General features: G+C 71.4%; 24 protein-coding genes. 10 read left to right on the top strand and 14 right to left on the bottom strand.

The window, feature by feature from the left end; all coding sequences use genetic code 11:
• The 4 genes from ACIQID_RS07635 to ACIQID_RS07650 form a co-directional block, all read right to left on the bottom strand.
• A complete protein-coding gene (locus ACIQID_RS07635; protein ID WP_400283470.1) occupies positions 1–2,994 on the bottom strand; it encodes an AAA family ATPase in 2,994 nt (997 codons plus the stop codon).
• Positions 2,994–4,163 carry an exonuclease SbcCD subunit D gene (locus ACIQID_RS07640; RefSeq protein ID WP_400283473.1) on the bottom strand — a complete coding sequence of 390 codons (1,170 nt, stop codon included), beginning with the start codon at positions 4,161–4,163 and terminating at the stop codon, positions 2,994–2,996. Before ACIQID_RS07640 ends, ACIQID_RS07635 begins: the two co-directional genes overlap by 1 nt.
• A gap of 254 nt (positions 4,164–4,417) precedes the next feature.
• Positions 4,418–4,900 carry a DIP1984 family protein gene (locus ACIQID_RS07645; RefSeq protein WP_400283476.1) on the bottom strand — a complete coding sequence of 161 codons (483 nt, stop codon included), beginning with the start codon at positions 4,898–4,900 and terminating at the stop codon, positions 4,418–4,420.
• 52 nt (positions 4,901–4,952) lie between these two features.
• Entirely contained in the window at positions 4,953–5,261 is a 309-nt protein-coding gene (locus ACIQID_RS07650; protein WP_025104484.1) for a GNAT family N-acetyltransferase, read from the bottom strand.
• A gap of 330 nt (positions 5,262–5,591) precedes the next feature.
• Here ACIQID_RS07650 and ACIQID_RS07655 point away from each other — a divergent pair, with 330 nt between their 5' ends.
• The 4 genes from ACIQID_RS07655 to ACIQID_RS07670 are packed head-to-tail and all read left to right on the top strand — an operon-like array spanning position 5,592 to position 8,232.
• Positions 5,592–6,305 carry a winged helix-turn-helix domain-containing protein gene (locus tag ACIQID_RS07655; RefSeq protein WP_312673654.1) on the top strand — a complete coding sequence of 238 codons (714 nt, stop codon included), beginning with the start codon at positions 5,592–5,594 and terminating at the stop codon, positions 6,303–6,305.
• A 55-nt stretch (positions 6,306–6,360) separates the two neighbouring features.
• Positions 6,361–7,320: a DNA-3-methyladenine glycosylase family protein gene (locus ACIQID_RS07660; protein ID WP_400283481.1), complete on the top strand. Its 960-nt coding sequence runs from the start codon at positions 6,361–6,363 to the stop codon at positions 7,318–7,320.
• Positions 7,321–7,358: 38 nt separating this feature from the next.
• On the top strand, positions 7,359–7,556 hold the full coding sequence (locus ACIQID_RS07665) for a hypothetical protein (RefSeq protein ID WP_025104487.1): 198 nt from the start codon (positions 7,359–7,361) through the stop codon (positions 7,554–7,556).
• A 4-nt stretch (positions 7,557–7,560) separates the two neighbouring features.
• A complete protein-coding gene (locus ACIQID_RS07670; protein ID WP_400283484.1) occupies positions 7,561–8,232 on the top strand; it encodes a uridine kinase in 672 nt (223 codons plus the stop codon).
• Here the strand turns inward: ACIQID_RS07670 and ACIQID_RS07675 are convergent.
• The 4 genes from ACIQID_RS07675 to ACIQID_RS07690 are packed head-to-tail and all read right to left on the bottom strand — an operon-like array spanning position 8,226 to position 12,045.
• Positions 8,226–8,981 carry an ABC transporter ATP-binding protein gene (locus ACIQID_RS07675; protein ID WP_400283487.1) on the bottom strand — a complete coding sequence of 252 codons (756 nt, stop codon included), beginning with the start codon at positions 8,979–8,981 and terminating at the stop codon, positions 8,226–8,228. The two genes, ACIQID_RS07670 and ACIQID_RS07675, sit on opposite strands and share 7 nt — an antisense overlap.
• Positions 8,978–10,006 carry an iron chelate uptake ABC transporter family permease subunit gene (locus ACIQID_RS07680; RefSeq protein WP_400285720.1) on the bottom strand — a complete coding sequence of 343 codons (1,029 nt, stop codon included), beginning with the start codon at positions 10,004–10,006 and terminating at the stop codon, positions 8,978–8,980. The genes ACIQID_RS07675 and ACIQID_RS07680 overlap by 4 nt, the downstream gene beginning before the upstream one ends.
• 7 nt (positions 10,007–10,013) lie before the next feature.
• Entirely contained in the window at positions 10,014–11,000 is a 987-nt protein-coding gene (locus ACIQID_RS07685; protein WP_400283490.1) for an iron chelate uptake ABC transporter family permease subunit, read from the bottom strand.
• A 49-nt stretch (positions 11,001–11,049) separates the two neighbouring features.
• Positions 11,050–12,045 (bottom strand): siderophore ABC transporter substrate-binding protein, encoded by a 996-nt coding sequence (locus tag ACIQID_RS07690; protein WP_400283493.1) that lies wholly within the window; start codon positions 12,043–12,045, stop codon positions 11,050–11,052.
• A gap of 100 nt (positions 12,046–12,145) precedes the next feature.
• Between ACIQID_RS07690 and ACIQID_RS07695 the strand changes: the two genes are divergently transcribed.
• The 6 genes from ACIQID_RS07695 to ACIQID_RS07720 all read left to right on the top strand — a co-directional run bounded on the left by ACIQID_RS07695 (position 12,146) and on the right by ACIQID_RS07720 (position 16,447).
• Positions 12,146–12,913 carry a siderophore-interacting protein gene (locus ACIQID_RS07695; protein ID WP_400283496.1) on the top strand — a complete coding sequence of 256 codons (768 nt, stop codon included), beginning with the start codon at positions 12,146–12,148 and terminating at the stop codon, positions 12,911–12,913.
• 31 nt (positions 12,914–12,944) lie between these two features.
• A complete protein-coding gene (locus ACIQID_RS07700) occupies positions 12,945–13,346 on the top strand; it encodes a VOC family protein (RefSeq protein WP_400283499.1) in 402 nt (133 codons plus the stop codon).
• A gap of 273 nt (positions 13,347–13,619) precedes the next feature.
• Complete coding sequence (locus tag ACIQID_RS07705; protein WP_400283502.1) at positions 13,620–14,789, top strand: RtcB family protein; 1,170 nt, start codon at positions 13,620–13,622, stop codon at positions 14,787–14,789.
• Positions 14,790–14,935: 146 nt separating this feature from the next.
• Positions 14,936–15,223 (top strand): hypothetical protein, encoded by a 288-nt coding sequence (locus ACIQID_RS07710; protein WP_136051283.1) that lies wholly within the window; start codon positions 14,936–14,938, stop codon positions 15,221–15,223.
• 10 nt (positions 15,224–15,233) lie between these two features.
• The gene (locus ACIQID_RS07715) at positions 15,234–15,992 is read left to right on the top strand and encodes an SDR family oxidoreductase (RefSeq protein ID WP_400283505.1); all 759 of its coding nucleotides are present in this window, start codon (positions 15,234–15,236) and stop codon (positions 15,990–15,992) included.
• A 44-nt stretch (positions 15,993–16,036) separates the two neighbouring features.
• On the top strand, positions 16,037–16,447 hold the full coding sequence (locus ACIQID_RS07720; RefSeq protein ID WP_331202282.1) for a VOC family protein: 411 nt from the start codon (positions 16,037–16,039) through the stop codon (positions 16,445–16,447).
• 23 nt (positions 16,448–16,470) lie between these two features.
• Here ACIQID_RS07720 and ACIQID_RS07725 read toward each other — a convergent pair whose 3' ends face one another.
• From ACIQID_RS07725 to ACIQID_RS07750, 6 genes are read right to left on the bottom strand one after another with little or no spacing between them, the layout of a single operon-like run.
• Entirely contained in the window at positions 16,471–17,985 is a 1,515-nt protein-coding gene (locus tag ACIQID_RS07725; protein WP_400283508.1) for a PucR family transcriptional regulator, read from the bottom strand.
• Complete coding sequence (locus ACIQID_RS07730) at positions 17,982–19,010, bottom strand: DUF917 family protein (RefSeq protein ID WP_400283511.1); 1,029 nt, start codon at positions 19,008–19,010, stop codon at positions 17,982–17,984. Before ACIQID_RS07730 ends, ACIQID_RS07725 begins: the two co-directional genes overlap by 4 nt.
• A 10-nt stretch (positions 19,011–19,020) precedes the next feature.
• Positions 19,021–20,124 carry a DUF917 domain-containing protein gene (locus tag ACIQID_RS07735; protein ID WP_400283514.1) on the bottom strand — a complete coding sequence of 368 codons (1,104 nt, stop codon included), beginning with the start codon at positions 20,122–20,124 and terminating at the stop codon, positions 19,021–19,023.
• Positions 20,121–21,221, bottom strand: coding sequence for a DUF917 domain-containing protein (locus tag ACIQID_RS07740; protein WP_268777258.1), 1,101 nt, complete (start codon positions 21,219–21,221; stop codon positions 20,121–20,123). The genes ACIQID_RS07735 and ACIQID_RS07740 overlap by 4 nt, the downstream gene beginning before the upstream one ends.
• A gap of 1 nt (position 21,222) precedes the next feature.
• Positions 21,223–22,770, bottom strand: coding sequence for a hydantoinase/oxoprolinase N-terminal domain-containing protein (locus ACIQID_RS07745; protein WP_105949272.1), 1,548 nt, complete (start codon positions 22,768–22,770; stop codon positions 21,223–21,225).
• A 42-nt stretch (positions 22,771–22,812) separates the two neighbouring features.
• Entirely contained in the window at positions 22,813–24,153 is a 1,341-nt protein-coding gene (locus ACIQID_RS07750; protein WP_331202278.1) for a cytosine permease, read from the bottom strand.
• Between the last annotated feature and the right edge of the window lie 210 nt (positions 24,154–24,363).

The following is a 24,363-nucleotide window of genomic DNA, read 5'->3' on the forward strand; positions in this document are numbered from 1 at the left end:
TCAGCGCGTCTCGATGACGCTCGGTCCGTTCGGCAGCGCACGGACCGTGAGCTGCGCGGGGATCTGCTCCTGCATGGCCTCGACGTGGCTGATGACGCCGACCGTGCGGCCGCCCTGTCGCAGCTCGTCGAGCGTGCGCATCGCGACGTCGAGCGTGTCGCCGTCGAGGGAACCGAACCCCTCGTCGATGAAGAGCGTGTCCAGGCGGATGCCTCCGGCGCGGGCCGTCACGACCTCGGCCAGCCCGAGGGCGAGCGCGAGGGAGGTGAGGAAGGTCTCGCCGCCCGAGAGGGACTGCGGCGGACGGGTCTGCCCGGTGAAGGCGTCGGCGACCACGATGCCCAGCCCGGAGGCGGCGCCGCGCGCAGCCAGCGCATCGGAGTGCTGCAGCCGGTAGCGCCCTTCGGACATGTCGTGGAGCCGGCGGTTCGCGGCGTCGACGATCTCCTCGAGCTCCGCCGCCAGCACGAAGGTCTCCAACGTCATCTTGCGGGTGTTCGCTCCCCGTCCGGCGATCGTGTCCGCGAGAGCCTGGAGCACCTCGAACTCCGCGGCATCCGCTGCCGTACGGGCGTGCTCGTCCTCGGCGGCGTCGATGAGACCGGTCAGCCTCGTCGCGTCCCCGGCAGCCCGCGTCGCCTCGTCGACGGCCGTCGACCACGCCGCCCTGGCCTCACGCGCGGCCTGCTCGACCGGCCCGAGGTCGATGGGCTCCTCGGGCAGCGTCCGCAGCTCGAGGTCGAAGAGGAGGGCGCGCTCCTTCTCCCGCTGCACCGCGTGCGTCGTCACCCGCTCGTCCAGCTCCGCCTGCACTTCCGGCGGGCGCAGCGCCGCGGTGGCGGCCCCGACGTCGGAGAACTCGGACGCGTCGAGCACGGCGTCCCTCTCGGCAGCCGCCTCCTCGGCCGCCTGCTGCCTCCGCGCCGTTTCGGCTTCGGCGTCGAGGAGGCGGCGGGCGGCGGCGAGGTGGGCGGTGGCCTCCGTCATGCGCTCAGCGACCGACGCATAGCTGCCTCGCGCCTCGTCGATCGCCGCGCGGGCGGCCTCGTCGCGCTGGACGACCAGGGCGAGCCGCTCGCGGGCTTCGGCGAGGGCCGCCTCGTCCTGGACGCGCCGCCCCTCGAGTGCGTCCTGCTGCGCACCGAGCTCGACGAGTTCCCCGTCGCGCCGCCGTGCGGCCTCGGCCCCGGCGAGGGCCTCCTTCTCGGCGGCCACCGCGGCATAGAGCTCCGCTTTCGCCGTCTCGGCGTCCCGTCCGTCCGCACGCGCCAGGGCCGCAGCGAGCTCGACCTGCAGCGACGTGCAGGTGGCCGCCGCCTGCTGCTCGCGGCGCGCCGCCTCATCCCTCCGGGTCTCCGCAGCGGCGATGTCCTCCACCGAGACCGCGGCGCTGTGATCTGCCGGCGCGGGATGCTCCCGCGCACCGCACACCGGGCAGGGATGATCCTCGATGAGAGCGGACGCCAGCTCCCCGGCCATGCCGTCGATCCGGCGCTGGCGCAGTTCGGCCAGAGCCGACTGCGCGGAGGCCTGCACGGACGTCGCCTCGGCGAGGACGCGTTCGGCGGCGGCGCACTCCTGCTGCAGACGTGCCACCTCTTCCGCCGCCGCCCGGCGGAGCTCGGCAGCGACGCGCGCGCTCTCCGCGGCGGGGACCCGATCGCCGAGCCGACGCGCGTCATCCCGCTCCGCGGTGACGGCGGCGATCCGCCCGGGCAGCGCCGCGCGTTCCGCCTCGCCATCGGCGCACCGGCGCTCGGCCGCGGCGACGGCCTCTTCTGCGGTGACGCGCTCGGCGGCGCGGCGCGGGGCCTCGGCCTCCAGCGCGACAGCGCGCTCCCACACCCCGGACGCCCGCGTCCGGTCGGCGATCCACGCATCGAGGTCGTGGGTCTCGACACCGAGCAAGTCCCAGTCCGCGTGTGCACGCTTCTCCGCGGTCACCGCGTCATCGAGAGCCGACGCCGCACGGTCGGCCGCGGTGATCGACGACCGGAGCACCTCGGCCTCCCGCGCCCTGGCGAGCTCCGCCTTCGCCTCGGCGATCGCTCCCTCCTCGGCGTCCAGGCGGGCCATCGCCGCGCGGGCGCGGTCCCGCTCGCGCTGGGCACGCTGATCCTCACGTGCCGCGGCCAGGACGGCGTCGGCGGCCTCGAACCGCTTCTCCGCCTCCTGACGCTCGGCAGCGCGCCGTTCCGCCCGGTACGCGGCGCGCGCCTGCGCCCGTTCCAGCTCCGCCAGGCGATCGGCCGTCGTGACGCCCTCGCCCTGCACCCCGGGTCCGTCCTCGCCCTCGGCGTCGCCGGCGTCGCGCCCGAGGTCGGCATCCGCCACCAGGCGCTCCGCCTCCTCCAGCCGCGCGGAGACCGTGGCGAGGCGCGCGCCGAGGCTCTGCTCGGCGCGGCGACGGCGCTCGTCGAACCGCGTCTGCACGTCTTCGAAACGCTCGGTGCCGAAGAGCCGGCGCAGCAGCGCCTGCCGGTCCCGGCTGCCCGCGAGGAGGAACTCCGAGAAGCGGTTCTGCGCGAGGAGGATCACCTGCAGGAACTGCTCGCGGCTGAGCTGGAGGATGTCATCGAGCTCGTGCGCCACGTCGACCGCCCGCGCCGCGCGACCGACCCAGCCGTCGTCCGTGAGCTCCTCCAGGGAGACCGCCGCCGCCTGCTTGGTCAGGCCTCCGCCGCGACGAGCCGGCCGGAGGTACTCGGGCGAACGCGTGACCCGGTAGCGACCGGACGGCGTGCTGAACTCGACGACCACCTCGGAGGGATCGTCCGGTTCGCTGTGATCGCTGCGGAGCCTCTTCTCCCCGCCGTCGTACCGCGGCACCCCGCCGTACAGCCCGAAGCAGACCGCATCCAGGATGCTCGACTTCCCCGCCCCGGTGCGGCCGGCGATGAGGAAGATCCCGTCGTCGGCGAAGGCGTCGAAGTCGACGGTCTGCCGCGCACGGAAGGGCCCGAACCCCTCGACCTCCAGTCGATGTAGTCGCACTAGACGAGGGCTTCCGCGCGGACCCGGTCGTCGAGCACCTCACGGATCAGCTCGCGTTCGACCTCGGTGGCTCCGTGGCCGGCCCGCACGTGCTCGAGGAACGCCTCGATCCGGTCGGCATCGGTCACCGCGGCGCGCAGCCGGTCACCGTACGAGCGCTCCTGCATGCCCGCGACCACCGCGGGCTGATGCAGCACCATGGCACAGTGCGGGTATGCCTCGCGGAGCCGTCGCATGGGCTCGGTCTGCGGCACGGCGTCGGTGTAGACGGCGCACACCCAGGCGTCGGCGTGCGCGGCGATGTTCTCTGCGGAGAGGATCTCCTCGAAGGCGCCGGTCAGAGTGACCAGGCGCCGCGGGATCGGCAGCTCCAGCCACTCGACGCCCGCGAGTCCGTCGGCATCGAGCTCGACGAGCCAGGAGCCGCGCGGCTTGTGCTGCTCGCCGAAGCTGTAGTGCAGCGGAGCGCCGGCGTATCGCACCCGCTCGCTGACCTGCTGGCGACCATGGATATGACCCAGTGCGACGTAGTCGGGGCCGTCGAACGCGCGGAGCGGCACGACGTCGAGGCCGCCCTGTCGCACCTCGCGCTCCAGACCCTCCGTCGGCTCCACTCCCGCGGCGAAGCAGTGGGCGATCGCGACCGCACGGCCCGCGTGCTTCTGCATGCCCGCGCGGACGAGGGCCATCGCGTGCGTCATGGTCTGCGCCTGCGTGCGCAGCTGCCGTCCCTCGGCGTCGCCCTCCGGCCAGTGCTGGCGGACGATCGCGGGCTCCAGATACGGGATCCCGAAGAAGTGCACCGGACCGTGGGCGTCGTCGATCGTGACGGGGGTACCGACCGCGAGGGGGTCGGTGAGCACGTGGATGCCGTCGCGCAGCAGCCGGGCCTGGAACCCCAGCCGCGCGGCGGAATCGTGGTTCCCGCTGGTGACGACCACCCGCGCACCCGTCTCGTGGAGACCGACGAGGGCGTCGCCCAGCAGCGTGTACGCGGCGGCAGAGGGCGTGGCGGAGTCGAACACGTCGCCCGCGACGATCACGACGTCGACCGCGTGCTCCCTGACCTGCGCGGTCAGGGCGGCGAGCACCTCGGCGAGCGCATCCATGGTGGAGTTGCCATGGAACGTCCGGCCGATGTGCCAGTCCGAGGTGTGCAGGATCCGCATACCCCCACGGTACGAAGACCCTCGGACATTCCCTCCGAGGCGTGCCGGGAGCGCCGTCTCCCGAGGCACGCGGAGGAAGCGGAAGGTCCCCTGACCCACCCTCGTCGCGGCGACCGGCACGTGGTGATGCGAGATGCGCTGTGCACCTTCACCTGTGCGGCGTGCGGGGCTGCGCGATGCGAGATCAGGGCTGCCCACCGCCCACAGGGGCCGGCTTGCCCCGCCGGCTGAGGGTTGTGCCCGCTCCGTCGCGACTACCGACTTCCGCTCTCCTCCTCGAGGTCGTGCGACCAGTTCGCCTGCTGGATCCGGTTGTCGAGCTCTCGGAGCTCCTGGGCGACCGCATCCGCCCGCGCGCGCAGCGCGGCGACGGGCAGCGCCGACACCTGCCGCAGCTCCGAGCGCATCTGGCGCAGGTACTGCTCGTTCGCCCCCGAGGCCGCGGCCGCCGCGTCCGTGAGCACGGCGTGGCGCAGGCGCAGCACGTCCCGCGCGGCGAGCGCATCGGTCATCGTCCCGTCCGCGCCGAGGTCGAGGCGGGCGTTCGTCGCGTTGATGCGCCGGATCAGGCTCTGCAGTCGGGTCAGCGCGCCCTCCGCCTCCTCGATCAGCGCCGCCGCGTCCTCGGCGGGCTCCTCGCCCTCCTGGTACCGGGCGTTCGCGACGATCCGCGCCCGCAGCTGCTCGATGCCGCGCTGCAGGTCGGCGCGGGCGGCGAGGGCTTCGGCGAGTCTCATGCCCTCATCCTCGCAGGCGGCGGCCGTAACAGTTCGTCATACAGGCGGAAGGTCAGCGCGTGCGGAGAAGACCCGACTGCTCGGGGTGCGCGGCGAACCACTCCGCCACGTACCAGCAGACGGCGTCCACCTTGCGGTCGCCGCGCTCCGCGATGTCGGCGACGGCCCCCTCGACCACCTTTCCGGCGTACCCGTTTCCGCGGAATGCCGGGACCGTGTAGGCCCGGGTGAGCGCGACCGTGTGGCCGTCGTCCCGGTAGTCGAGCACGCTGACGAGCTTCCCGTCGCGCGTGAGGGTGTACCGCGATGCGTCCTTCTCGTCGGTCAGGATGAAGCCGCCGACGGTGTGCGAGATCGTCATCCGTATCACGTTACGCCTCTTGCGACGCGCCCGGGCGTTTTGACATGTCCCGTCACGATCGGACATAATCCCCCCATGACCATCAACGCACGCCCTTTGTCCGCCCAGGAGGCGAACGGGACTGCCGGGATGATGATGCCCGGTCGCGTTGACATGTGTTGCCGAATGTGTCGCTGAACGAACAGCCACCTCGCCTGACCTGACTCCTCGCCATCTGCGAGAGCAGTGTCCCGAGCACACACCCGTGCTCGCTTCCCCGGCTCCGCCGGTCATTCGTGCAACGCATCCGAGCCCCCTCCCGCCGGGCTCACGTCCTGAGGACCCATCATCATGTCGAACTCCGCCCTTCTCGAGCGTCCCGCCGCCACCGCCCCGAACCGCACCGTCCGCCCCGCCGAGTCGTCGGCTCCGCTGGCCCCGGCCGGCGCCGACCTCCCCGCCGTCCGCTCGCCCCGCGGCTTCGCCCTCTACGTCGGCCTGGACGAGATCAAGGCCGCCGAAGCCGGTGTGAGCCTTCCGCTGCTCGTCGACGCCCTCCGCCGCACGCTGGCCGAGCTCGCGCCCGGCGCCGAGACCCACGCCACCGTCGCCCTCGCCCCGCACGGCTCCGGCGGCCGAGACCTCGACGTCGTGCGTCTCGCCCTGCAGGAGCCCGGCGCGATCGCCCGCACCAAGGCCGCCGCCGAGGAGGAGACCACGCCCGAGGAGTCCGGCGTCACCGTCGACATCTCCCGCAAGCGCGTGCTCATCGACGGCGAGTCCGCCGCCTTCACCTACAAGGAGTTCGAGCTGCTGCAGTACCTCGTCCTCCGCGAGGGCCGCACGATCGAGCGCAGCGAGCTCGTCGCCGCCCTCTGGCAGGCCCAGGACGACGAGACCCCGGGCGAGCGCACGATCGATGTGCACGTGCGCCGGCTGCGGGCGAAGCTCGGCCGCTACGAGGACATCGTCCGAACCGTGCGCGGCATCGGCTACCGCTTCGACCGTCACGCCGACGTCGTCATCCGCTACGGCCACGGAACCCCGTCGCCGGACCGCTTCTGACCCGCTCCCGCTCAGCCCGGAGGCCGGTGTCAGGAGCCGCGCGTAGGGTGGGCGCATGACCCTCGCCGCCGCCCCCGCGACGGCGGGCGCCGTCCGCGCGGATGCCCCGCGGGAGACGACGTACCGCCCGCCGCACCTGCTCGATCTCCGGCGCACCGTCGGCATGTTGCGCCGCGGCGGCACCGATCCGACGACGGTCTTCGACGGCCCCGTCATCTGGCGCGCGGTCCGCACGCCACAGGGTCCGTCGACGTTGGCGCTGCGGATGTCGGGGAACGAGGTCAAGGCGACCGCCTGGGGTCCGGGCGCGGAGCACGCCCTCGCCCTCGTGCCGGCGCTGTGCGGCGCCGGCGACGACCCGACCGGCTTCGTCCCCTCCCTGCACCCCCTCATCGCCGAGGCGGCCCGGCGACACCCCGGCATCCGGCTCGCACGGACGGACGAGGTCTTCGACGCCCTCGCCTGCGGCATCCTCGAGCAGAAGGTCACCTCCATGCAGGCCTTCGGCGCCTGGAGGTACCTCGTCTCGCGCTACGGCGACCCGGCACCGGGGCCGACGCCGCGACCGATGGCCGTCGCTCCCACGGCGGCGCAGTGGCGACGCATCCCGTCCTGGGCATGGCATCGCGCCGGCGTGGAGCCGCCGCAGTCGAAGACCATCGTGCGGGCCGCGGAGCGCGGCGATCGCATCGCCGCTGCCGTCCGAGCGGCCACGACCGGCGCTGACCGTGACCGCGTGCTCACGAGCCTGCCCGGAGTCGGGGTCTGGACCGCCGCGGAGACCCGGATCCGCGCGCTGGGCGACCCCGATGCCGTCAGCGTGGGCGACTACCACCTGGCGCACGAGGTCGGGCATGCCCTGACCGGGCACCGCACGGACGATGCCGGCATGGTCGAACTGCTCGCACCCTGGGCCGGCCACCGGCAGCGCGTCATCCGGCTCATCTTCGCGAGCGGCGTCGCCGAGGCGCGGCGCGGACCCCGTCTCGCCCCGGAAGACCACCGCCGACGCTGACCGGCCCGTTCCCGCAGCGGCCGACGTATGCTGAGCGCATGTCCCGTACCGCCCTGCGCATCTTCGTCACGGTCGGCCTGCTGATCGCCGGTGTCGTCCTCGGCCTCATCTTCCAGAACGTCTGGCTGGGCGTGCTGCTCGCCGCGATCGTGTGGTTCGGCTGGTTCCTCGGCTACGAGTCCCGCCGCGGTCACAACGCGGGCGTGAACGACGAGGACCACGGCGTCGAGCTCTGACGCCGTGGAGCGGCAGTCCAGCGCCGACCGGCGAGCCGTGCTCATCGCCGTGGCGTCGGCGATTCCGCGCCCGGAGGATCACCGTCGCAACGTGTTCGTCGGCGTCGACGGCGTGGACGGCTCGGGGAAGACGGTGTTCGCCGACGAGATCGCCGACCTCCTCGCGCCGCGGCACCCCACGGTGCGGATCTCCATCGACGGGTTCCACCGGCGCCGGACGGAGCGCTATCGGCGAGGCCGGCACTCTCCGGAGGGCTTCTTCCTCGACTCCTACGACTACGCGGCGTTCGATCGCCATGTGATCGCGCCGCTCCAGGCCGGTCGTGGACCATACCTCACGGCGTCGCACGACCTCGACAGCGACGAACTGCTCGACGCGCCCGCACACCACCTCGCCGCGCCGTCGGTGATCGTCGTCGACGGGATCTTCCTGCATCGGCGGGAGCTCCGTGCGGTGTGGGACTTCTCGGTCTTCCTCCGTGTGGACTTCGCCGTCTCCGCCGCGCGCATGGCACGACGCGACGGCTCGGATCCGGACCCGGAGGCGGCGAGCAACCGACGCTACGTCGAGGGTCAACGGATATACCTGCGAGAGGACGCCCCGGAGCGGCACGCCGCGGTGATCGTGGAGAACGACGACCTCCGGGCGCCTCGGATCGTCGGCTCGCGTCAGTAGTAGACGGCGAGGGGGCCGGAGGGTCCGTCCACGACCTGCACCGGAGTGTCGAACACGCGGCTCAGCACGTCGTCCGTCATGATCTCCGCCGGCGGGCCGAACTCCACCACCCGACCGTCCTTCATGGCGCAGATGTGGTCGGCGTAGTGTCCGGCGAAGTTGATGTCGTGCAGCACGATGACGATCGTCCGCCCGAGCTCCTCGGCCGCGCGCCGCAGGTGCTTCATCATCTGCACGGCGTGCCGCATGTCGAGGTTGTTGAGGGGCTCGTCCAGCAGCACGAACTCCGTGTCCTGCGCGAGCACCATGGCCACGTAGGCCCGCTGCCGCTGGCCGCCCGAGAGCTCGTCGAGGTAGCGCCCCTCGAGCGCCCCCAGATCGAGGAAGTCGATCGCCTGGCTGATGACCTCCTCGTCGGCCCTCGTCAACCGGCCCTGGGAGTGCGGGAAGCGGCCGAAACCCACGAGCTGCCGCACGGTGAGCCTGGTCACGAAGTGGTTCTCCTGGCGGAGGATCGAGACCACCTTGGCCAGGTCCTTCGACTTCGTCGAGGCGACGTCGAGGCCCGCGATCTCGATGGCTCCGGTGTCCATCCCGTTCAGCCGGCCGATCATGGTCAGGAGCGTCGACTTGCCGGCACCGTTCGGCCCGATGAGGGCCGTGATCCCGCCGGTCGGGATCCGGAGGTCGACGGGGCCGATCGCCACCTCGCTGCTGTAGTCACGGCGGACGCCGTCGAGTGCGATCACAGTCTGCCCTTTCGGAGGATGACGATGAGGAACACGGTGCCGCCCACGATCTCGATGAGGATCGACACCATGCCCTGCGCGTAGAAGACGTTCTTCATGACGAAATACGCCCCCGCCAGGATCGAGAACGCGGTGAGGACGGCGACCGGGAAGATCAGCCGATGGTCGTGCGTGTCGGCGAACTGGTAGGCGAGCGTCGCCACGAGGAAGCCCAGGAAGGTCATCGGTCCGACCAGGGCGGTGGAGGTGGCCATCAGCACGGCGACGAGCGTCAGGACGAGGAACTGCTCCCGGCGGTGGTCGAGCCCCAGCGATCGCGCGGCATCGGGACCGAGCGCGAGCACGTTCAACCGCCGGGACCGCAGCCGCAGGAGGGTCGAGGCCGCGATCACGAGCGGGATCGCGAGCGGGAGGTACGAGGGGTCGGCGTTGGAGACGTTGCCGAACAGCCGGGCGGCGAGCACATCGAACTCGCTGGGGGTGAGCAGCCGCTGCATGAAGGTGGCGATCGCCCCGAGACCTCCCCCGATCACGATGCCCACGAGCAGCATGATCTGGAGGTTGCCGTATCGGCCCGAGAGCAGCCACCCGTAGAGGACGACGGCGAGCCCGACCATGATGAGCACCTGGAGCGCGAACTGGCCGACGCCCTGGATCGCCACCAGCCCCGCGACCCCGAAGAGGTACACGGTCGTGGTCTGGACGACGCGGTACAACGACTCGAAGCCCATGATCGACGGAGTGATGATCCGGTTGTTCGTGACCGTCTGGAAGCTGACCGTGGCGACGGCCTGGGCGACGGCGACGAGGGCCATCACGACCACGGCGGTCGCGCGGTGCTGCGCGATGCGCCAGAACCCGGGGGTGCCGAAGGGCAGAGGGTTGTCCCACGCAAGGAGACCGCACGCCGAGCCGAGCGCGATCACACCGAGAACCACCAGCACGACGATGTACCGGCGGCGCGCCCGCGGGGTCGTGAACGCCCCCGCCGACCGCGTCGTCCGGGGGGTCTCCGTCACCGTCATCGTCCGCTCAGCCACGTCGACGCTGCCGCAGGAGGAGAAGGACGAAGACGACGGCTCCGACGACACCGAGGATCAGCGACACCGGCACCTCGAAAGGCATGATGATCGTTCGGCCGATGATGTCGCAGACGGTGACGATCGCGATGCCGAGCAGGCACACCCAGGGCAGGTTGCTGCGCAGGTCGTCACCGCGGACCATCGAGACGATGTTCGGGACGATGAGCCCGAGGAAGGGGAGGTTGCCGACGACGACGGTCACCACGCCGGTCGTCACCGCGATCAGCGCGGTGCCGAGCAGGATCATCCGGTTGTAGTTCACCCCGACGTTAGTGGCGATCTCCTCCCCCAGCCCGGCGATGGTCAGCCGATCGGCCACGAGTAAGACGATGACGCCGATGATCGCGACGATCCACAGCATCTCGTACTGGCCGCGCATGACCGAGGTGAAGCTGCCCGCGAACCAGACGCCGATGATCTGCAGCGAGTTCGTGACGAGGGCGAAGTAGGTCGTGATCGCGCCGACCACCGCGCCCAGCATGATGCCGACGATGGGCACGATGAGCGACGACTTCAACACCACCCGGCGGAGGAACGCGAAGAACACCATCGTGCCGACGAACGCGGCGAGCACGGCCCCGGCCATGCGCAGCGGAAGGGAGGGCTGCGGCACCAGCACCATCACGGTGAGGAGCCCGAGTCCCGCCCACTCCGTGGTCCCGGTGGTGGTCGGCTCCACGAAGCGGTTCTGGGTGAGGAGCTGCATCACGAGGCCGGCCATCGCCATCGCCGCGCCCGCGAGCACGAGCGCGATGGTCCGGGGGACGCGGGTGATCTGGAACATCTGCGCGCCATCGTCCGCGCCGGCGATGTCGTACACGCCGGTGAAGAGCGAGATCACCAGGAGTGCCGCCACGACGAGGACGCCGATGAGCAGCTTCGGATCGAACAGCCGTGCCGACGATCGCGGTGTCGCTGTGAGGAGAGGAGAGGTCATGGGGGGATGCCGGCGGCGGCGCCCCGGTCGGGACGCCGCCGCACAGCCCTTACTTGTCGGCGCTCTTCTCGAGCGCGTCGGCGAGGTCGTTGAGGAACGTCGTGTACGTCTGGATGCTCTCGTTGAGGTAGGTGTCCGTGGGCATGTAGACGATCTGGTCGTCCTTCACCGCGGTGACGCCGGTGAGGGCCTCGGAGTTCTCGATGATCTCCGCCGCCTGCACGTAGTCCGGCGTCTCCGCCGCGAACACGGCGTCGCGGTCGAGCACGAGGATCCAGTCGGGGTTCGAGGCGGCGATGGCCTCGACCGAGATCTCGTCGCCCTGGTGGTCGTCGCTCGCGTCGTCGACCTGCAGTGCCGGCGTGAGGCCCAGCATGTCGTAGATCGGGCCCAGGGAGCGGCCGACGGTCGGGGCGAGGTAGCCGATCTGCCCGCCCGAGGTGTTCACCGCCATGACTGTGTCGGCGTCGTCGTAGGCGGCCTTCGCACGGTCCACTGCGGCGTCGAATTCCTCGACGAGCTTCTGGGCCTCGTCCTGCGCGCCGAAGATCTCGCCGAGCACGGTGGTCTGCCGCTTGAGCTCCTCGTCGAACGGCTCGCCGTCGCGGGGCTCCAGATCGATGATCGTGGCGTCCGGCACGAGCTCCGCGATGGCCTCGTTGTGCTGCGTGAACCGCTGCCCGCTGATGATGAGGTCGGGGTCGGCCGCCACGATGGCCTCGAGGTCGGGTTCCGTGTGCAGGCCGATGTCGACGACGTCCTCGTCCTTCGCGTAGGAGACGGTCTCCGGCATGAGGGAGACCGCACCGGCGGAGAGTTCGATGCCCCAGTCGGAGAGGGTCTGGAAGGTCCGATTGTCCAGAGCGACGACCGAGGTCGGCGGCGTGGCGATCTCGTGCGTGCCGGTGTTGTCCTCGATGGTCACGGTCCCCGATTCCGCCGTCGTCTCTTCGGGTTCGGCTTCGCCGCCGGACGCGCAGCCGGAGAGGGCGAGCAGGCCGACGAGAGCGACGCTCGTGGCGGTGAGGGTTCTGGGCACGGACATGGAGAGACTCCTGTTCTGCGGGGATGTGTGCGCTCTCGTGGAGCGCCGGTCCGACGCGCGGACGAGCCGACCGCGTCGGTTTTTAGGTTAGCCTTACTTTATGAGCGATACGAAATCCGGTTTCTCGATCGAGCGTCGCGGCCTCGAGCTGCGCTTCCGCAACGTCACGCTGAGCGCCCGCGAGTGGCTCGCTCCGGATTTCGTGCGCGTCCGCCTGTCCGGGCCCGACCTCGCCGGCTTCGACTCCCCCGGCTCCGACGACCACATGCGGCTCTTCTTCCCGAGCGGCCCCGTGGACTCGGTGGAGGAGCTGCGCGCAGCCCCGAGCCGCGAGTACACGCCCCTCGCCTGGGGTGACGACTGGCTCGACGTCGAGTTCGCCGTGCACGGCGATCAGGGCGTGGCCGCCCCGTGGGCCGCGAACGCCCCTCTCGGGTCGACCATCGGCATCGGCGGACCGCGCGGCGCCGCCGTCCTCACCGGAGAGCCGGGATCCTGGCTCCTCGTCGGCGACGAGACCGCGATCCCCGCGATCCGCCGCTTCGCCGCCCTCATTCCCGAGGGCACCCCCGCACGCATCGTCATCGAGACGGTGTCGGCAGGTCGCGAGGTCGAGATCGACGCGCCGGTGCCGGTCGAGTGGCTGCACCGCGGCGAGGCGCCGGCCGGCTCCGCGCTGATCGCGTTCCTCGACGCGCTGACCGCGGACGACGTCGTGGGAGACGACCCGTTCGTCTTCATCGCCGCCGAGCAGTCCATCGTGAAGCCGGGACGGGCTCTGCTCGGGCGCTGGGACGTAGACAGCGCGAACGCCGTCGTGAAGGGCTACTGGAAGCGCGGCGAGGCCGAGTACCACGCTCCCCACTGACACGGAGTCGCCGCGCTGACAGACTGGGCGCATGGCTCTCCTCGATCACCTGGGAATCACCGTCGCCGACCTCGACCGCGGGCGCGCGCAGTTCCATCCCGTGCTCACCGCGCTCGGCTATGAGCTCGGCGGCGAAGACGATCACTCGATCTCCTGGCACACCGGCGAGGAGACCGAGATCATCCTCTACACGTGGGACGACGATTCCGCGCCCCATCGGCACGGGCGCGTCGGCTGGCAGCACATGGCTTTCGCGGTGCCGTCGCGCGCCGATGTCGACCGACTCCATGACCTCGCCCTCGACGCCGGCTGGACCGCGGTGCGCGAGCCGAAGGAGTATCCGCGGTACAGCGACCGGTACTACGCCTCCTTCGTCGAGGACGCCGACGGCATCCGGCTCGAGTTCATGTACAACCCGCCGAAGGACGCTTGACGCCCGGGCGTGTCGCCGCCTATGGTGGCAAGGCTGTGCCGACCGGCGCCGCACACCAGCCGAGGAGACGACGGATGACCGCCCCGCGGAATCTTCCCCAGAACGTGGCATTGCCGCTTCAGCCGAAGCGCGATGACCGCGACGAGTCGTACCCTCCGGCGCGCGCCGTGTGACAGCATCCGCTCTCGCAACGCCCCGCACCGTCAGGTCCGGGGCGTTCTCCATGACGAGGCCTCCCCGACCTGTGGCTGGACATCCACAAGGAAAGGAATCATGGAGAGGCTCTCCGCACGGCTGCTGTCGTGGGCGTCCCTGATCGATGAGAAGACCCTCGATCAGGCCCGCATCACCTCACGCCTGCCGTTCATCCACCCGCACCTGGCCCTGATGCCGGATGCGCACCTCGGCAAGGGGGCGACCGTCGGGTCGGTCATCCCGACGCTCGGCGCGATCATCCCCGCGGCCGTCGGCGTCGACATCGGCTGCGGCATGATCGCCGTCCGCACGCCGTTCACGAAGGACGACCTCGACGGGCGCGACCTCGCCGCGCTCCGGGAGCAGATCGAGCGCGCGGTCCCGCTGTCCGCCGGGCGCTACAACAACAAGGTCGTGGCGACAGCCGCACCGCGTATCGCCGAACTGGAGGAGCGAGCCCGTGCGGCCGGGTTCGAGCCCGAGGACCACGCGAAGAACTGGCGGCTCCAGCTCGGCACGCTCGGCTCGGGGAACCACTTCATCGAGGTGTCGGTGGATGAGCTCGACCGGGTCTGGCTGTTCCTGCATTCCGGGTCCCGCGGCGTGGGCAACAGGATCGCCGGGCACCACATCGCGGTCGCGCAGCGGCTGGCGAAGCAATGGTGGATCGACCTGCCCGACCCCGACCTGGCCTACCTCGTCGAGGGCACGTCGGAGTTCACGCGCTACATCCGCGAGCTCCGGTGGGCGCAGCACTTCGCGCTGCTGAACCGCGAGGAGATGATGGACCGCGTCATCCGGCAGCTCTCCGCGTTCCTCGACGCTCCGGTCGAAGAGCAGGAGCGGATCAACTGCCACCACAACTTCACGGAGTCGGAGATGCACTTCGGAAAGCGCGTCTGGGTGTCCCGCAAGGGCGCGATCCAGGCGGACGCGGGTCGGCCCGGGCTCATCCCCGGGTCGATGGGCACGGCGTCGTACGTGGTGGAGGGGCTCGGCGACCCGCTGTCGCTGAACTCCTCACCGCACGGCGCCGGGCGGGAGTACTCGCGGTCCGCGGCGCGGAAGACGTTCACGCACGCGCAGCTGCGGGAGGCGATGGCCGGCATCGAGTTCCGCGACACCGACGCCTTCATCGATGAGATCCCCCAGGCCTACAAGCCCATCGATCGCGTGATGGAGGATGCGGCGAGCCTGGTACGGATCCGGCACACGCTGCGACAGCTCGTCAACGTGAAGGGCGACTGACCGAGGGGTCGGGTGAGGAGGGATCCTCGCCCGGCCCTTCCTCCCCAATCCCCGCGATTTCCGGCGTCTCCACAGAGCGTGAGTAGCCGGGCGTGGCGTCCGCCAGGATGCTGGCAGGCTGAAGGATCCGGTGCCACGATGAGGGGATGGAAACCATGGACGGTGCGCAGGTCTGGACCATGATCGGCGCGTTCACGGCGCTGATGATGGGCATGCTCACGGTCGTCTCGACGCTGTTCATCCGCGTCCTGCGCAGCGAGATCGGGGGCCTGCGCAACGAGATGAACGGTCAACTCGGCGGCCTGCGCAATGAGATGACCGCGCGGTTCGACGCGGTCGGCACGCGCATCGACGGCGTCAACGCCCGCATCGACGGGCTCGACCGTGATGTGCAGGCGCTCGTGAAGCGCACTTTCGGGCTGGATCGGGAGTGAGGACCGAGGCATGAGGATCGTCGTCGCAGGAGGGACCGGCGTCGTCGGCACGCCCACGGTGGAGGCCGTCCGGAGCGCCGGTCATGAGGCCGTCGTGCTCAGTCGCTCGCACGGCGTCGACCTGGTCAGCGGGCGCGGGCTGGAGGCGGCGCTGGCCGGAGCCGACGCCGTGATCGATGTCGTGAGCATCGAGACCCTGAAGGCGAGCACGGCGATCGAGTTCTTCACCGCCGCCACCGGGAACCTCCTCGCCGCCGCCGCGGACACCGGCGTGGGACATGTCGTCCTGCTCTCCATCGTCGGCATCGACCGCATCCCCTACGACTACTACGCGGGCAAGGTGGCCCAGGAGAAGCTGGTCTCCACGTCGACCGTCCCCTCGACGATCCTCCGCGCCACGCAGTTCCACGAGTTCGCCGCGCAGATGTTCGCGCGGGCGAAGGCGGGGCCGCTGCATCTCGCTCCGCGTGCGCGCACCCAGCCGGTGGCGGCCCGCGAGGTCGCGGAACGGCTCGTCACGCTCGCGACCGGGGACGCGCGGGGGCGAGTGCCCGACCTCGCCGGCCCCCGCGAGGAGCAGCTCGCCGACATGGTGCGGGCGTACGCGCGACGCATCGGGTACCGCGGCTGGATCCCGGCGCTGAACGTGCCCGGTCCGCAGATGGCCGGGATGCGCGCGGGGAAGGCGCTGCCGGGACCCGACGCGGCACGCGGGACGCAGACGTTCGCAGAATGGCTTGCCGAGGCGGTGCCGGCGCGCGCAGACTGAGGAGGGGCGGGGGTCTTCCAGCAGTCGAGCGACCAGGAGCACGCATGGCGAACCTCAATCCCTACCTGTCCTTCCGCACCGAGGCCCGCGAGGCCATGGAGTTCTACCGGGGAGTCCTCGGCGGAGACCTCGACATCACGGTCTTCGGCGACTTCCCCGACATGGTGCAGGATCCGAGCCAGAAGGATCTCGTGATGCATGCGCAGCTCACGACCCCCGACGGGCTGGTGCTCATGGCGTCCGATACCCCCGAGGGCATGACCTACGAGAAGCCGCAGGGCGTCTCCGTGTCTCTGAGCGGCAACACCGAGGAGGTCACCCGTCAGGTGTGGGACCGGCTCTCCGAGGGTGCCACGATCACGATGCCGCTCGACGTGCCGCCGTGGGGCGGGACGTTCGGCATGCTCGTCGACCGCTTCGGGATCGCCTGGATGCTGCACGGCGACCCGGAGTGATCACGGGGCCGTGAGCGCCGGGCTCAGCGCGGCAGCACCGCGCGACACGCGAGATGCAGCGCCAGCCGCGCCTCGGGGTCGCTCATGTCGATCCCGAGGAGCTCCTGGACCCGTCGGATCCGCACGGCGACCGTGTTGCGGTGCAGCCCGAGCGCGGCCGCGGTGGCCGCGATGCCGGACTCGTGGTCGAGGTACGCCGACAGCGTCCTGAGCAGCTCGCCACTCCCCTCGGCCAGAGGGGCGAGCAGCGACTGCGCGGCCGGGACGAAGGTGTCGTTGCCCGTCCAGGCGAGCAGGAGCTGCTCGAGCCCGAGGCTGTCGACGCGGACGAACCATCCGGTCGCCGACCGCGCGGCAGCGATCCGTGCGGCGTCGCCGGCCTCGTCGAGGGTCGCCGCCAGCCCTTCCGGCCCGGTCTGCGCCGAGCCCACGCCTGTCGCCACCGCGAAGTCGCGCAGCGCCGCGAGGTGGAGGTCGCGCAGTGCCGCCACGGCCCGCTCGATACGGTCGGGCCCCGGGGCTTCCGCGAAGGAGAGCCAGCCGCTGAGGCCACGGCCTGCGGTGGTCGCGTGCGCCTCGGCGTCGATCGCGCTGAGTCCGGGCCTGATCGCACGGAGAAGCGCGAGCGGTTCCACCCGGTTGCGCGCCACCATACGGAACCCGAGGTGATGCCCGCCGGTGCGCCACCCCCGCTCCGCCATACGCCGCTCGACGTCGGCGTCGGCGGCTCCACGGAGCTCGACGAAGTCCCGCAGCAGCCCCGACGACGCGGCCACGTCGTTGACGGCCGCGATCTCGTCGATGAGGATGCGGGCGGCCACGGCGGGCATGGCGACCTCCGCGGCCACGAGGAGCGACTGCAGCTGCGCCTCTCCGAAGCCGTCGCCGAACAGGACCAGACGCAGACCGGACCGGCCGGGGCTGTCCACGCGCACCGAGGCGGCTGCGCCCTCGCCCGCCCTGGCACTGTCGCTCCAGGCATCGAAGCGGATCGCCGCATGCAGCGCGGCATCCAGGTGTCCGCCGGCTTCACGGAGCACTCCCGCGGCGTCGACGAGGGCGACGCCGAGACCGAGGTTCGCCGCGAGGTGTCCGAGCAGGTCGCCGAGGTCGTCGGCGGCGTACTCGAAGGACTGCGCGACCTTGCGCACCCTCGTGAGCGTGAGGGCGTCCCTGGCCTCGATGAGCATCCAGCAGGCGCGGGCGAGCTGGACCGGCCTCTCGACGTCGAGCAGAGCGAGGCCGATCCGGTCCGCGAGGCGGAGCGCCCCGGGGTCGACACCGGCGGCGCCGGGGAGTGCGAGCCCCGTGAACCCGCGGTCACGGACCCGGCGCAGCATCGCGTCCTGCTGCCAGGTGGCGATCGGCGCTCCGGCCGTCAGGATCGCAAGCCGGGCGGTCGCGGCGTCGGGGAGGTCGAACTCTCCGGCCTCCACGACGACCGCATCCCACACGACGTCGCGGGGGCCGGCGACATGGCGGAGGGCACCGTTCTCCTCCTGGGCCAGCAGTGCCGACAGCGCCAGCGCCCCGCTCACGCCGCGTCCAGATCGACGAGCCCGTAGGCGGAGGGCACCACCCGGGCCCGGCGCTCGGGGCGGGCGTTCCACCAGTCGGGAGCGGGAAGGACGAGGGCCGCCACGGTGCGCCCCGGTGCGAGTTCGGTGACCTCGAGGATCTCGCGGGACACGGCGTCCAGGAGGACGATGATCTCGGGCGCCGCGGCGACGAGCAGGCCGTCGGTGAGCACCGCGAGGGTCTCGGACCGGGTGACGATGCGATGCACCGCTCCGCCGAGTCCGGCGATCTCGACCGCGTTCACGTGGGGATCCGCGCCGGAGGACGCACCGGCCACGATCCGCCCTTCGGCGAGCAGCGTGCCCCCGAGGACCTCGGCGAGGACCGGCAGCGGTGCCGACCGGTGCGCCAGGAAGCTGCGGCCGAGGGCGAGCGCGCGGGCGAGGTGGTCGGCGATGGCGTGCTCTCGCAGGTCGCCGACGGTGAACCCGGCGAGCACGGCGCACCCGACTCCCCCGGCCTGGACGATGGCCGAACGCACGACGCGCTCGGCATCGATCGCCCTCGTCGCCTCCACGAGCGCCACCCCGTCGGCCCCGGTCTCGCACGCGAAGACCAGTCCAGGGACACGGTCGACGAACAGCGACATCTGATCGAGTCCCGGCACCGCACGCCCCGTGCAGTCGGCATCCACCACGGTATGCGATCCGGCCAGAGTGAGCGGCGCGAGGCCGTTCATCCCTCCGCCCTCGAGCGAGCACACCGCCGGAACGGGATGCCCGAGCCACCTCTCCACTGCGCGCAGCAGCGGGGCGAAGGGTGCGGCACCGGGCATCCGCTCGCCGAGCAGCATCGTCGACCCCACGAAGGCCACGCCGAGGCAGGGCGTCGCGGGATCGAGCGCGTGCACCGGCGCGATCTCGAGGGGCCAGCGCGCGGTGGTGCCGAGGATGAGCTCGAGCATCGTCGTGGAGCCGCCGCCGCCCGAGCCGAGCAGCGCGTACCCGCGGGCGAGCGCCTCCAGGTCGTCCCGCTCCAGCCTCATGGGATCCAGCCTAGGACGCGACCATCCCCTCGACGGGCGCGAACTCCTCGGTCAGGCCGAAGGCGGAGGGGCCGAAGGCGGCCAGGGCCTCGGGGGTGCGCATCATCGCCGGCGTCGAGATGCCGAGCACCCGGACGCGCTGACCGTAGCGGAGGCCCTCCGTGGTGATGGGCTCGGCCGTCTCGTGGTCGACGACGCAGACGAGATCGGGGACGATCGCGACGAGCCGTCCACCCCGCCGCGCGGTGAGGTTCTCGTTCTGGAAGGCGATCTCGAACGTGTCATCCTCCGCAGCGCCGAGCGGAGCGATGACCGCCCGCCCCTTCGCGAAGCCCTCGGTGGTCCGTCGTTCGACATCCACCACCTTCCCGACGCAGAGCTCACGCACATGCGGGTAGAGCGTGGTCGCGAGCGTCGCGGCGATCGCCTCGAACGGCGAGCGGTGCTCCTCCCGGGCGAGCCGGATCGCCCGACCCAGGGCGAGGGCCATCGAGATGGTGCGCGGCACCGCCGTGCGCCGCACGTCGGCCCCGCTCATGGCGTACTCGGCGATGTGACCGACGCCACCCAGCCGGATCGTGATGCCGCGGGCGAGCCACTCCATCTGACGATCGTCGTCCCCGGTGTCGATGACGACGCGCTCCCCGCGCTCCCCGGCGAGGGCGAGCGGCGAGCCGTGCACGCCGTACACCGCGAAGGTCTCCATCGACAGCTCGGGGAACGCCCGGCCCATGCCGTCCGCATCCACGACCGGAAGCCCGGTCTCCGCGGCGACGATGAGCGGGATCATCGAGTTGATCCCGCCGCACTCGATCGGCATGGTGGCATCGGCCCGGCGTCCCAGGTGATCCTCCAGGGTGCGCAGGGCGAGCGTGGGCTCGGTGCCGGCGGGGATCTTCTCGACCATCACGGTCGGTGCCCCCATCTGCGCGGTCGGGATGACGAAGAGGTCGTCGGCGAGGTCGTCCGGGTCGAGGATCGTGATCGCGCCGTCGCCGAGCACCCGCTCCACCAGCATCTTGCCGATGTAGGGGTCGCCCCCGCCACCGGTGCCGAGCAGCGTCGCGCCACGGGCGAGGTCGGGCAGGTCCGCCGCCGTCAGCTCCCAGCTCATGCGGCGGCCCCTGCCGCGGCGTCTCCGGCGGAGACCGTGCCGTCGAACCGGTGCGCCGGGATGTCGTAGCCGAAGTACCCCGGGCCGACCATCGCGAGAGCCGCGTCCGAGTGCCAACGCTCGTCAGCGGGAGCGGCGATCACGCGGACGCGCTGACCGTAGCGCAGCCCCTCGGTCGTGACGGGCTCCCCCGACTCGCCGTCGAGCACCATGATGAGGTCGGGGGTAGTCGCCAGCACCCGCCCGTCCGCTTCCGCGACGAGGTGCTCGTTCTGGAACTGCAACGTCAGCGAGGTGCCCCCGTCTCCGTCGATCCGTGCCCGACCACGGGCGAAGCCGGTCGTCGTGGCCCGGTTCACGTCGGCGACCTTGCCACCGAACAGCTCGCGGCCGCCGAGGAGCTCCACGACAGCGGCGACCGGGTCGGTCTTCGCCTCGCGCGCCTCCGCGATCCGCTGACCGATGTCGATGCACCGGGACAGCGATCCCGCCACCAGCGACTGGCGTGCGGCGGCACCCGACATCGAGAAGCCGGAGATCATGACGGAGCAGCCCATCTCGACGCACGCGACGCGGGCGATGCGCTCGGTCCAGGAGTTGTCGGCGGTCTGCAGCACGCCCGTGTTCCCCTTCTCGTCACTGAAGGCGAGCGGCGAGGCCGTCACGCCGTAAAGCGTCGGGAGCACCATCTGCAGTTCGGGGAAGGCGCGCCCCATGCCGTCCGCGTCGACGAGCGGCAGCCCGAGCGCGGCGGCGGCGGCGATCGGGATCGTCGAGTTCACGCCGCCGACCTCGGCGCAGGCGATGTGGGTGACCGGGCGGCCGAGATGGATGCCGAGCGCCTTCACCGGCTCGATGACCTCCGCGAGGCTCGGCAGCTTCTCCACCATGACGGTGGGCGCGCCCATCATCGCGACGAACAGCACGAGGGCGTCGTCCGGCACCTCGTCGAGCGCCACGACCGTGACGTCTCCGGAGGCGAGGGCCTGGCGGGCGAGGAGGGCGCCGATGTACGGGTCGCCGCCCCCGCCGGTGCCGAGCACGGCCGCGCCGCGGGCGAGACCGTCGATGTCGGCGGCGGTGATCGTCGTGCTCATGTCAGGCTCCCATGTCGAGGTCGCCGACGGCCTTCACGCGGATGCGCGTGGCGTTGCCGGGAAGATACGGGATGGGGACCTCGTCGAAGTCGATGATCGACACCGTCGCGGGCTTGGCGCCGGCCGCGATGGCCTTGTCGACGGCCTCCGCGCGCACCTCGGCGATCGTCTCGTCGCGCCGGCCCGGCTCGATCGCGTAGACCTTGTCGATCTCGCCGCCGACCTGCGCGATCGAGGCGCCGATGGCGTTGGCGACCGCGTAGTTCTCCGGGCGATGGACGGTGCCGAACAGGGGCAGCTCGTCGGGCAGCAGGATGGACCCGCCGCCGACGGCCACGACCGCGATGGGCTCCGGCGACGTGCGCATGCGGTCCACCGCCTCCGCGACGCGCTCCGCGATGCGGGCGAGCACGCGCTCCACGAACGCGGGGTCGAGGTGCGCGACCTTGGCGGGATCCCCCACCTGCGCACGACCGGCGGCGACCGCGATGTCGGTGGCCGTGAGGGTCGAGCCCCCGAAGACCAGCGCCTCCGTCGTCAGCCGGTAGCCGACCGAGGCCGGGCCCACCTCGGCCGTCTCCTCGTCGACGATGCTGCCCCCGCCGATGCCGAGGGAGAGCACGTCCGGCATGCGGAAGTTCGTGCGGATGCCGGCGACCTTCACCTCGTTCGCCGTCTCCCGGGGGAAGCCGTTGATGAGCAGGCCGATGTCGGCGGTGGTCCCACCCACGTCGATGACGGCGCAGTCGACGAGGCCGCTGGTGGCCGCCGCCCCGCGCATCGAGTTGGTGGGGCCGGAGGCGAAGGTCGCGACCGGGTACCGGCGCACGTAGTCCTCGTCCATGAGCGTGCCGTCGTTCTGGCTGAGGAAGATCGGCGCCTCGATACCCTGCGCGCGGACCGCCGAGGTGAGCCCGTCGACGATCTCCGACGCGAGCTCGCGGAGGGCGGCGTTGATGATCGTCGCGTTCTCCCGCTCCAGCAGTCCGATACGGCCGATCTCGTGGGAGAGCGAGATGGCGGCGTCCTCCCCCAGCACCGACGCGACGATCTCGGCCGCCCGCACTTCCAGGTCGTGGTTGACCGGGCTGAACACCGACGAGATGGCCACGGAGCGGATGCCGTGCGCCTTCATGTCCTCGGCGTGCGCGCGGATCTCGTCCGGGTCGAGCGGCGAGATCGGGCGGCCGTCGAACTCGTAGCCGCCGTGCGCGAGATAGCTGCGCGCCTGGGTGGCCGCGACGAGAACCTCCGGCCAGTCGATCAGCGGCGGCAGGGCCCGCGTCGCGGGCAGACCGAGCCGGAGCGCCGCGACCGGGGCGAGCCGGCTCGCCTGCACGAGCGCGTTGATGAAGTGCGTCGTGCCGATCATCACCGCGTCGATGTCGCCGCCCTCGAAGGAGTGCCCCGCACGGAGGTCTTCGATGGCCTGGACGATCCCGCTCGTCACGTCCGGGGTCGTGGAGTGCTTGACCCCGGCCAGGGTGCGGGTGCCGTCCATGAGGACGGCGTCGGTGTTGGTGCCGCCGACGTCGATGCCGATGTGCATGGTGCTCGCTTTCGTGGAGGTGGTTCTTATCCGGCGGTCTGCTCAGACCGCGGCGGGGGCGCTGTCGACGGGGCTCGCCTGCCGTGTCGTCGCGACGCCGACGCCGCGCACCCAGCCGAGCTTGCCCGCGACGATGTACAGCGCCATGGACAGGAAGAGGCTGAGCAGGGAGGGGATGCCCCAGGTCACGAAGTAGCCGACCAGCGCGGAGACCAGCCAGACGACGATCGTGGCCGGGACGATCCGCGGTGCGGTGGCGGGCAGGGTGCCGGCCTCGCGCGTCGCGTCGAGCTCCGGGCGCCAGCGGCGCACCACGTAGTACTCGGCGACCATGATCCCGGCGATCGGCGGGAACGCGACGCTGAGCACGATCAGGAACTCGGTGAACTGTCCGAGGATGCCGACGGCCGCCAGCACCGATCCGACGACGCCGAGGACGATCGTGGTGGTGACGCGGTGCAGGTTCTTGCCGAAGGCCGTGGAGATGAAGTTCACCAGGCCGAGGGTGGAGGAGTACAGGTTCCAGTCGTTGATCTTCAGCGTGCCGGTGAGCACGATGAACAGGCCGACGAACCCGACGGACGAGGTGACGATCGCGACGATGTCGCCGGTCGCCGCCGCGTGGGCGAGGAGCACACCGGCCAGGCCGATCACGAACTCGCCGAGGGAGACGCCCAGCACCGTCTGCTTGACGACGTCGGCGCGGGAGCGGTTGAAGCGGGTCATGTCGCCCGTGATGATCGCGCCGACGATGAGACCGCCGGCCACGATGCCGGTGCCCGCCCAGACGCTCATGGTCGGTCCGGGCGCGGGGCCGGTGAGCAGCTCGCCGATGTCGTGGCGGGTGAGCTCGGAGATGACGGACCAGCCCACGAGGATCAGGAACAGCGGCACGGTGATGTTCGCGAGCCACTGCATCCCGACGAAACCGAAGGCGACGATCGCGGTGACGGCGAGGCCGAAGATGAGGCTCCACGCCCAGACCGGCAGGGCACCGGGCATGAGCGCGTCGAGCGACTGCGCCGAGATGGCGGACTGGATGCCGAACCAGCCGATGAGGCTGATGCCGATGGCGAGGCCGACGAGCGAGGCGCCGATCTCGCCGAAGCCCGTCCAACGCGCCAGGAGGGCGGTGTTCAGGCCTTCGCGCTGGCCGATGAAGCCGACCACGCACATGATCACTTCGAGGATGAGCGAGCCGAACAGGAAGGCGAGGACGGCCTCGCCGAAGGTCATGCTGTAACCGAGGGTCGCGCCGAGGAGGAACTGCGAGAGGGCGGAGACCTGTCCGAATCGCTGAACGGCGATTCCGAACCAGGGCTTGCGGGCCTCGGGAGTCACTCGGGAGAGCGCGAAGTCGTCTGCGTGCGCCGTGCGTGCCATGGGGAGTCCTTCGGGAGGAGGATACGGGTTGCCCGCCACGGTACTCACCCCCCTCCCCTCCCCGACATGTGCACTCCGCCCCGATCCCCCCTCCCCCTGTGCACACTGCCCACCCCCCTTCTCCCCCTTCTCTTTTCGCCGAGACCCCGGGTTCACGTCGAAACCCCCTGTCTCCGACGTCGGGGACAGGGGGTTTCGGCGCGAAAGCGG

Source organism: Microbacterium sp. NPDC091676 (genome assembly GCF_044756645.1).
GTDB classification, from domain to species: Bacteria; Actinomycetota; Actinomycetes; order Actinomycetales; family Microbacteriaceae; genus Microbacterium; species Microbacterium paraoxydans_D.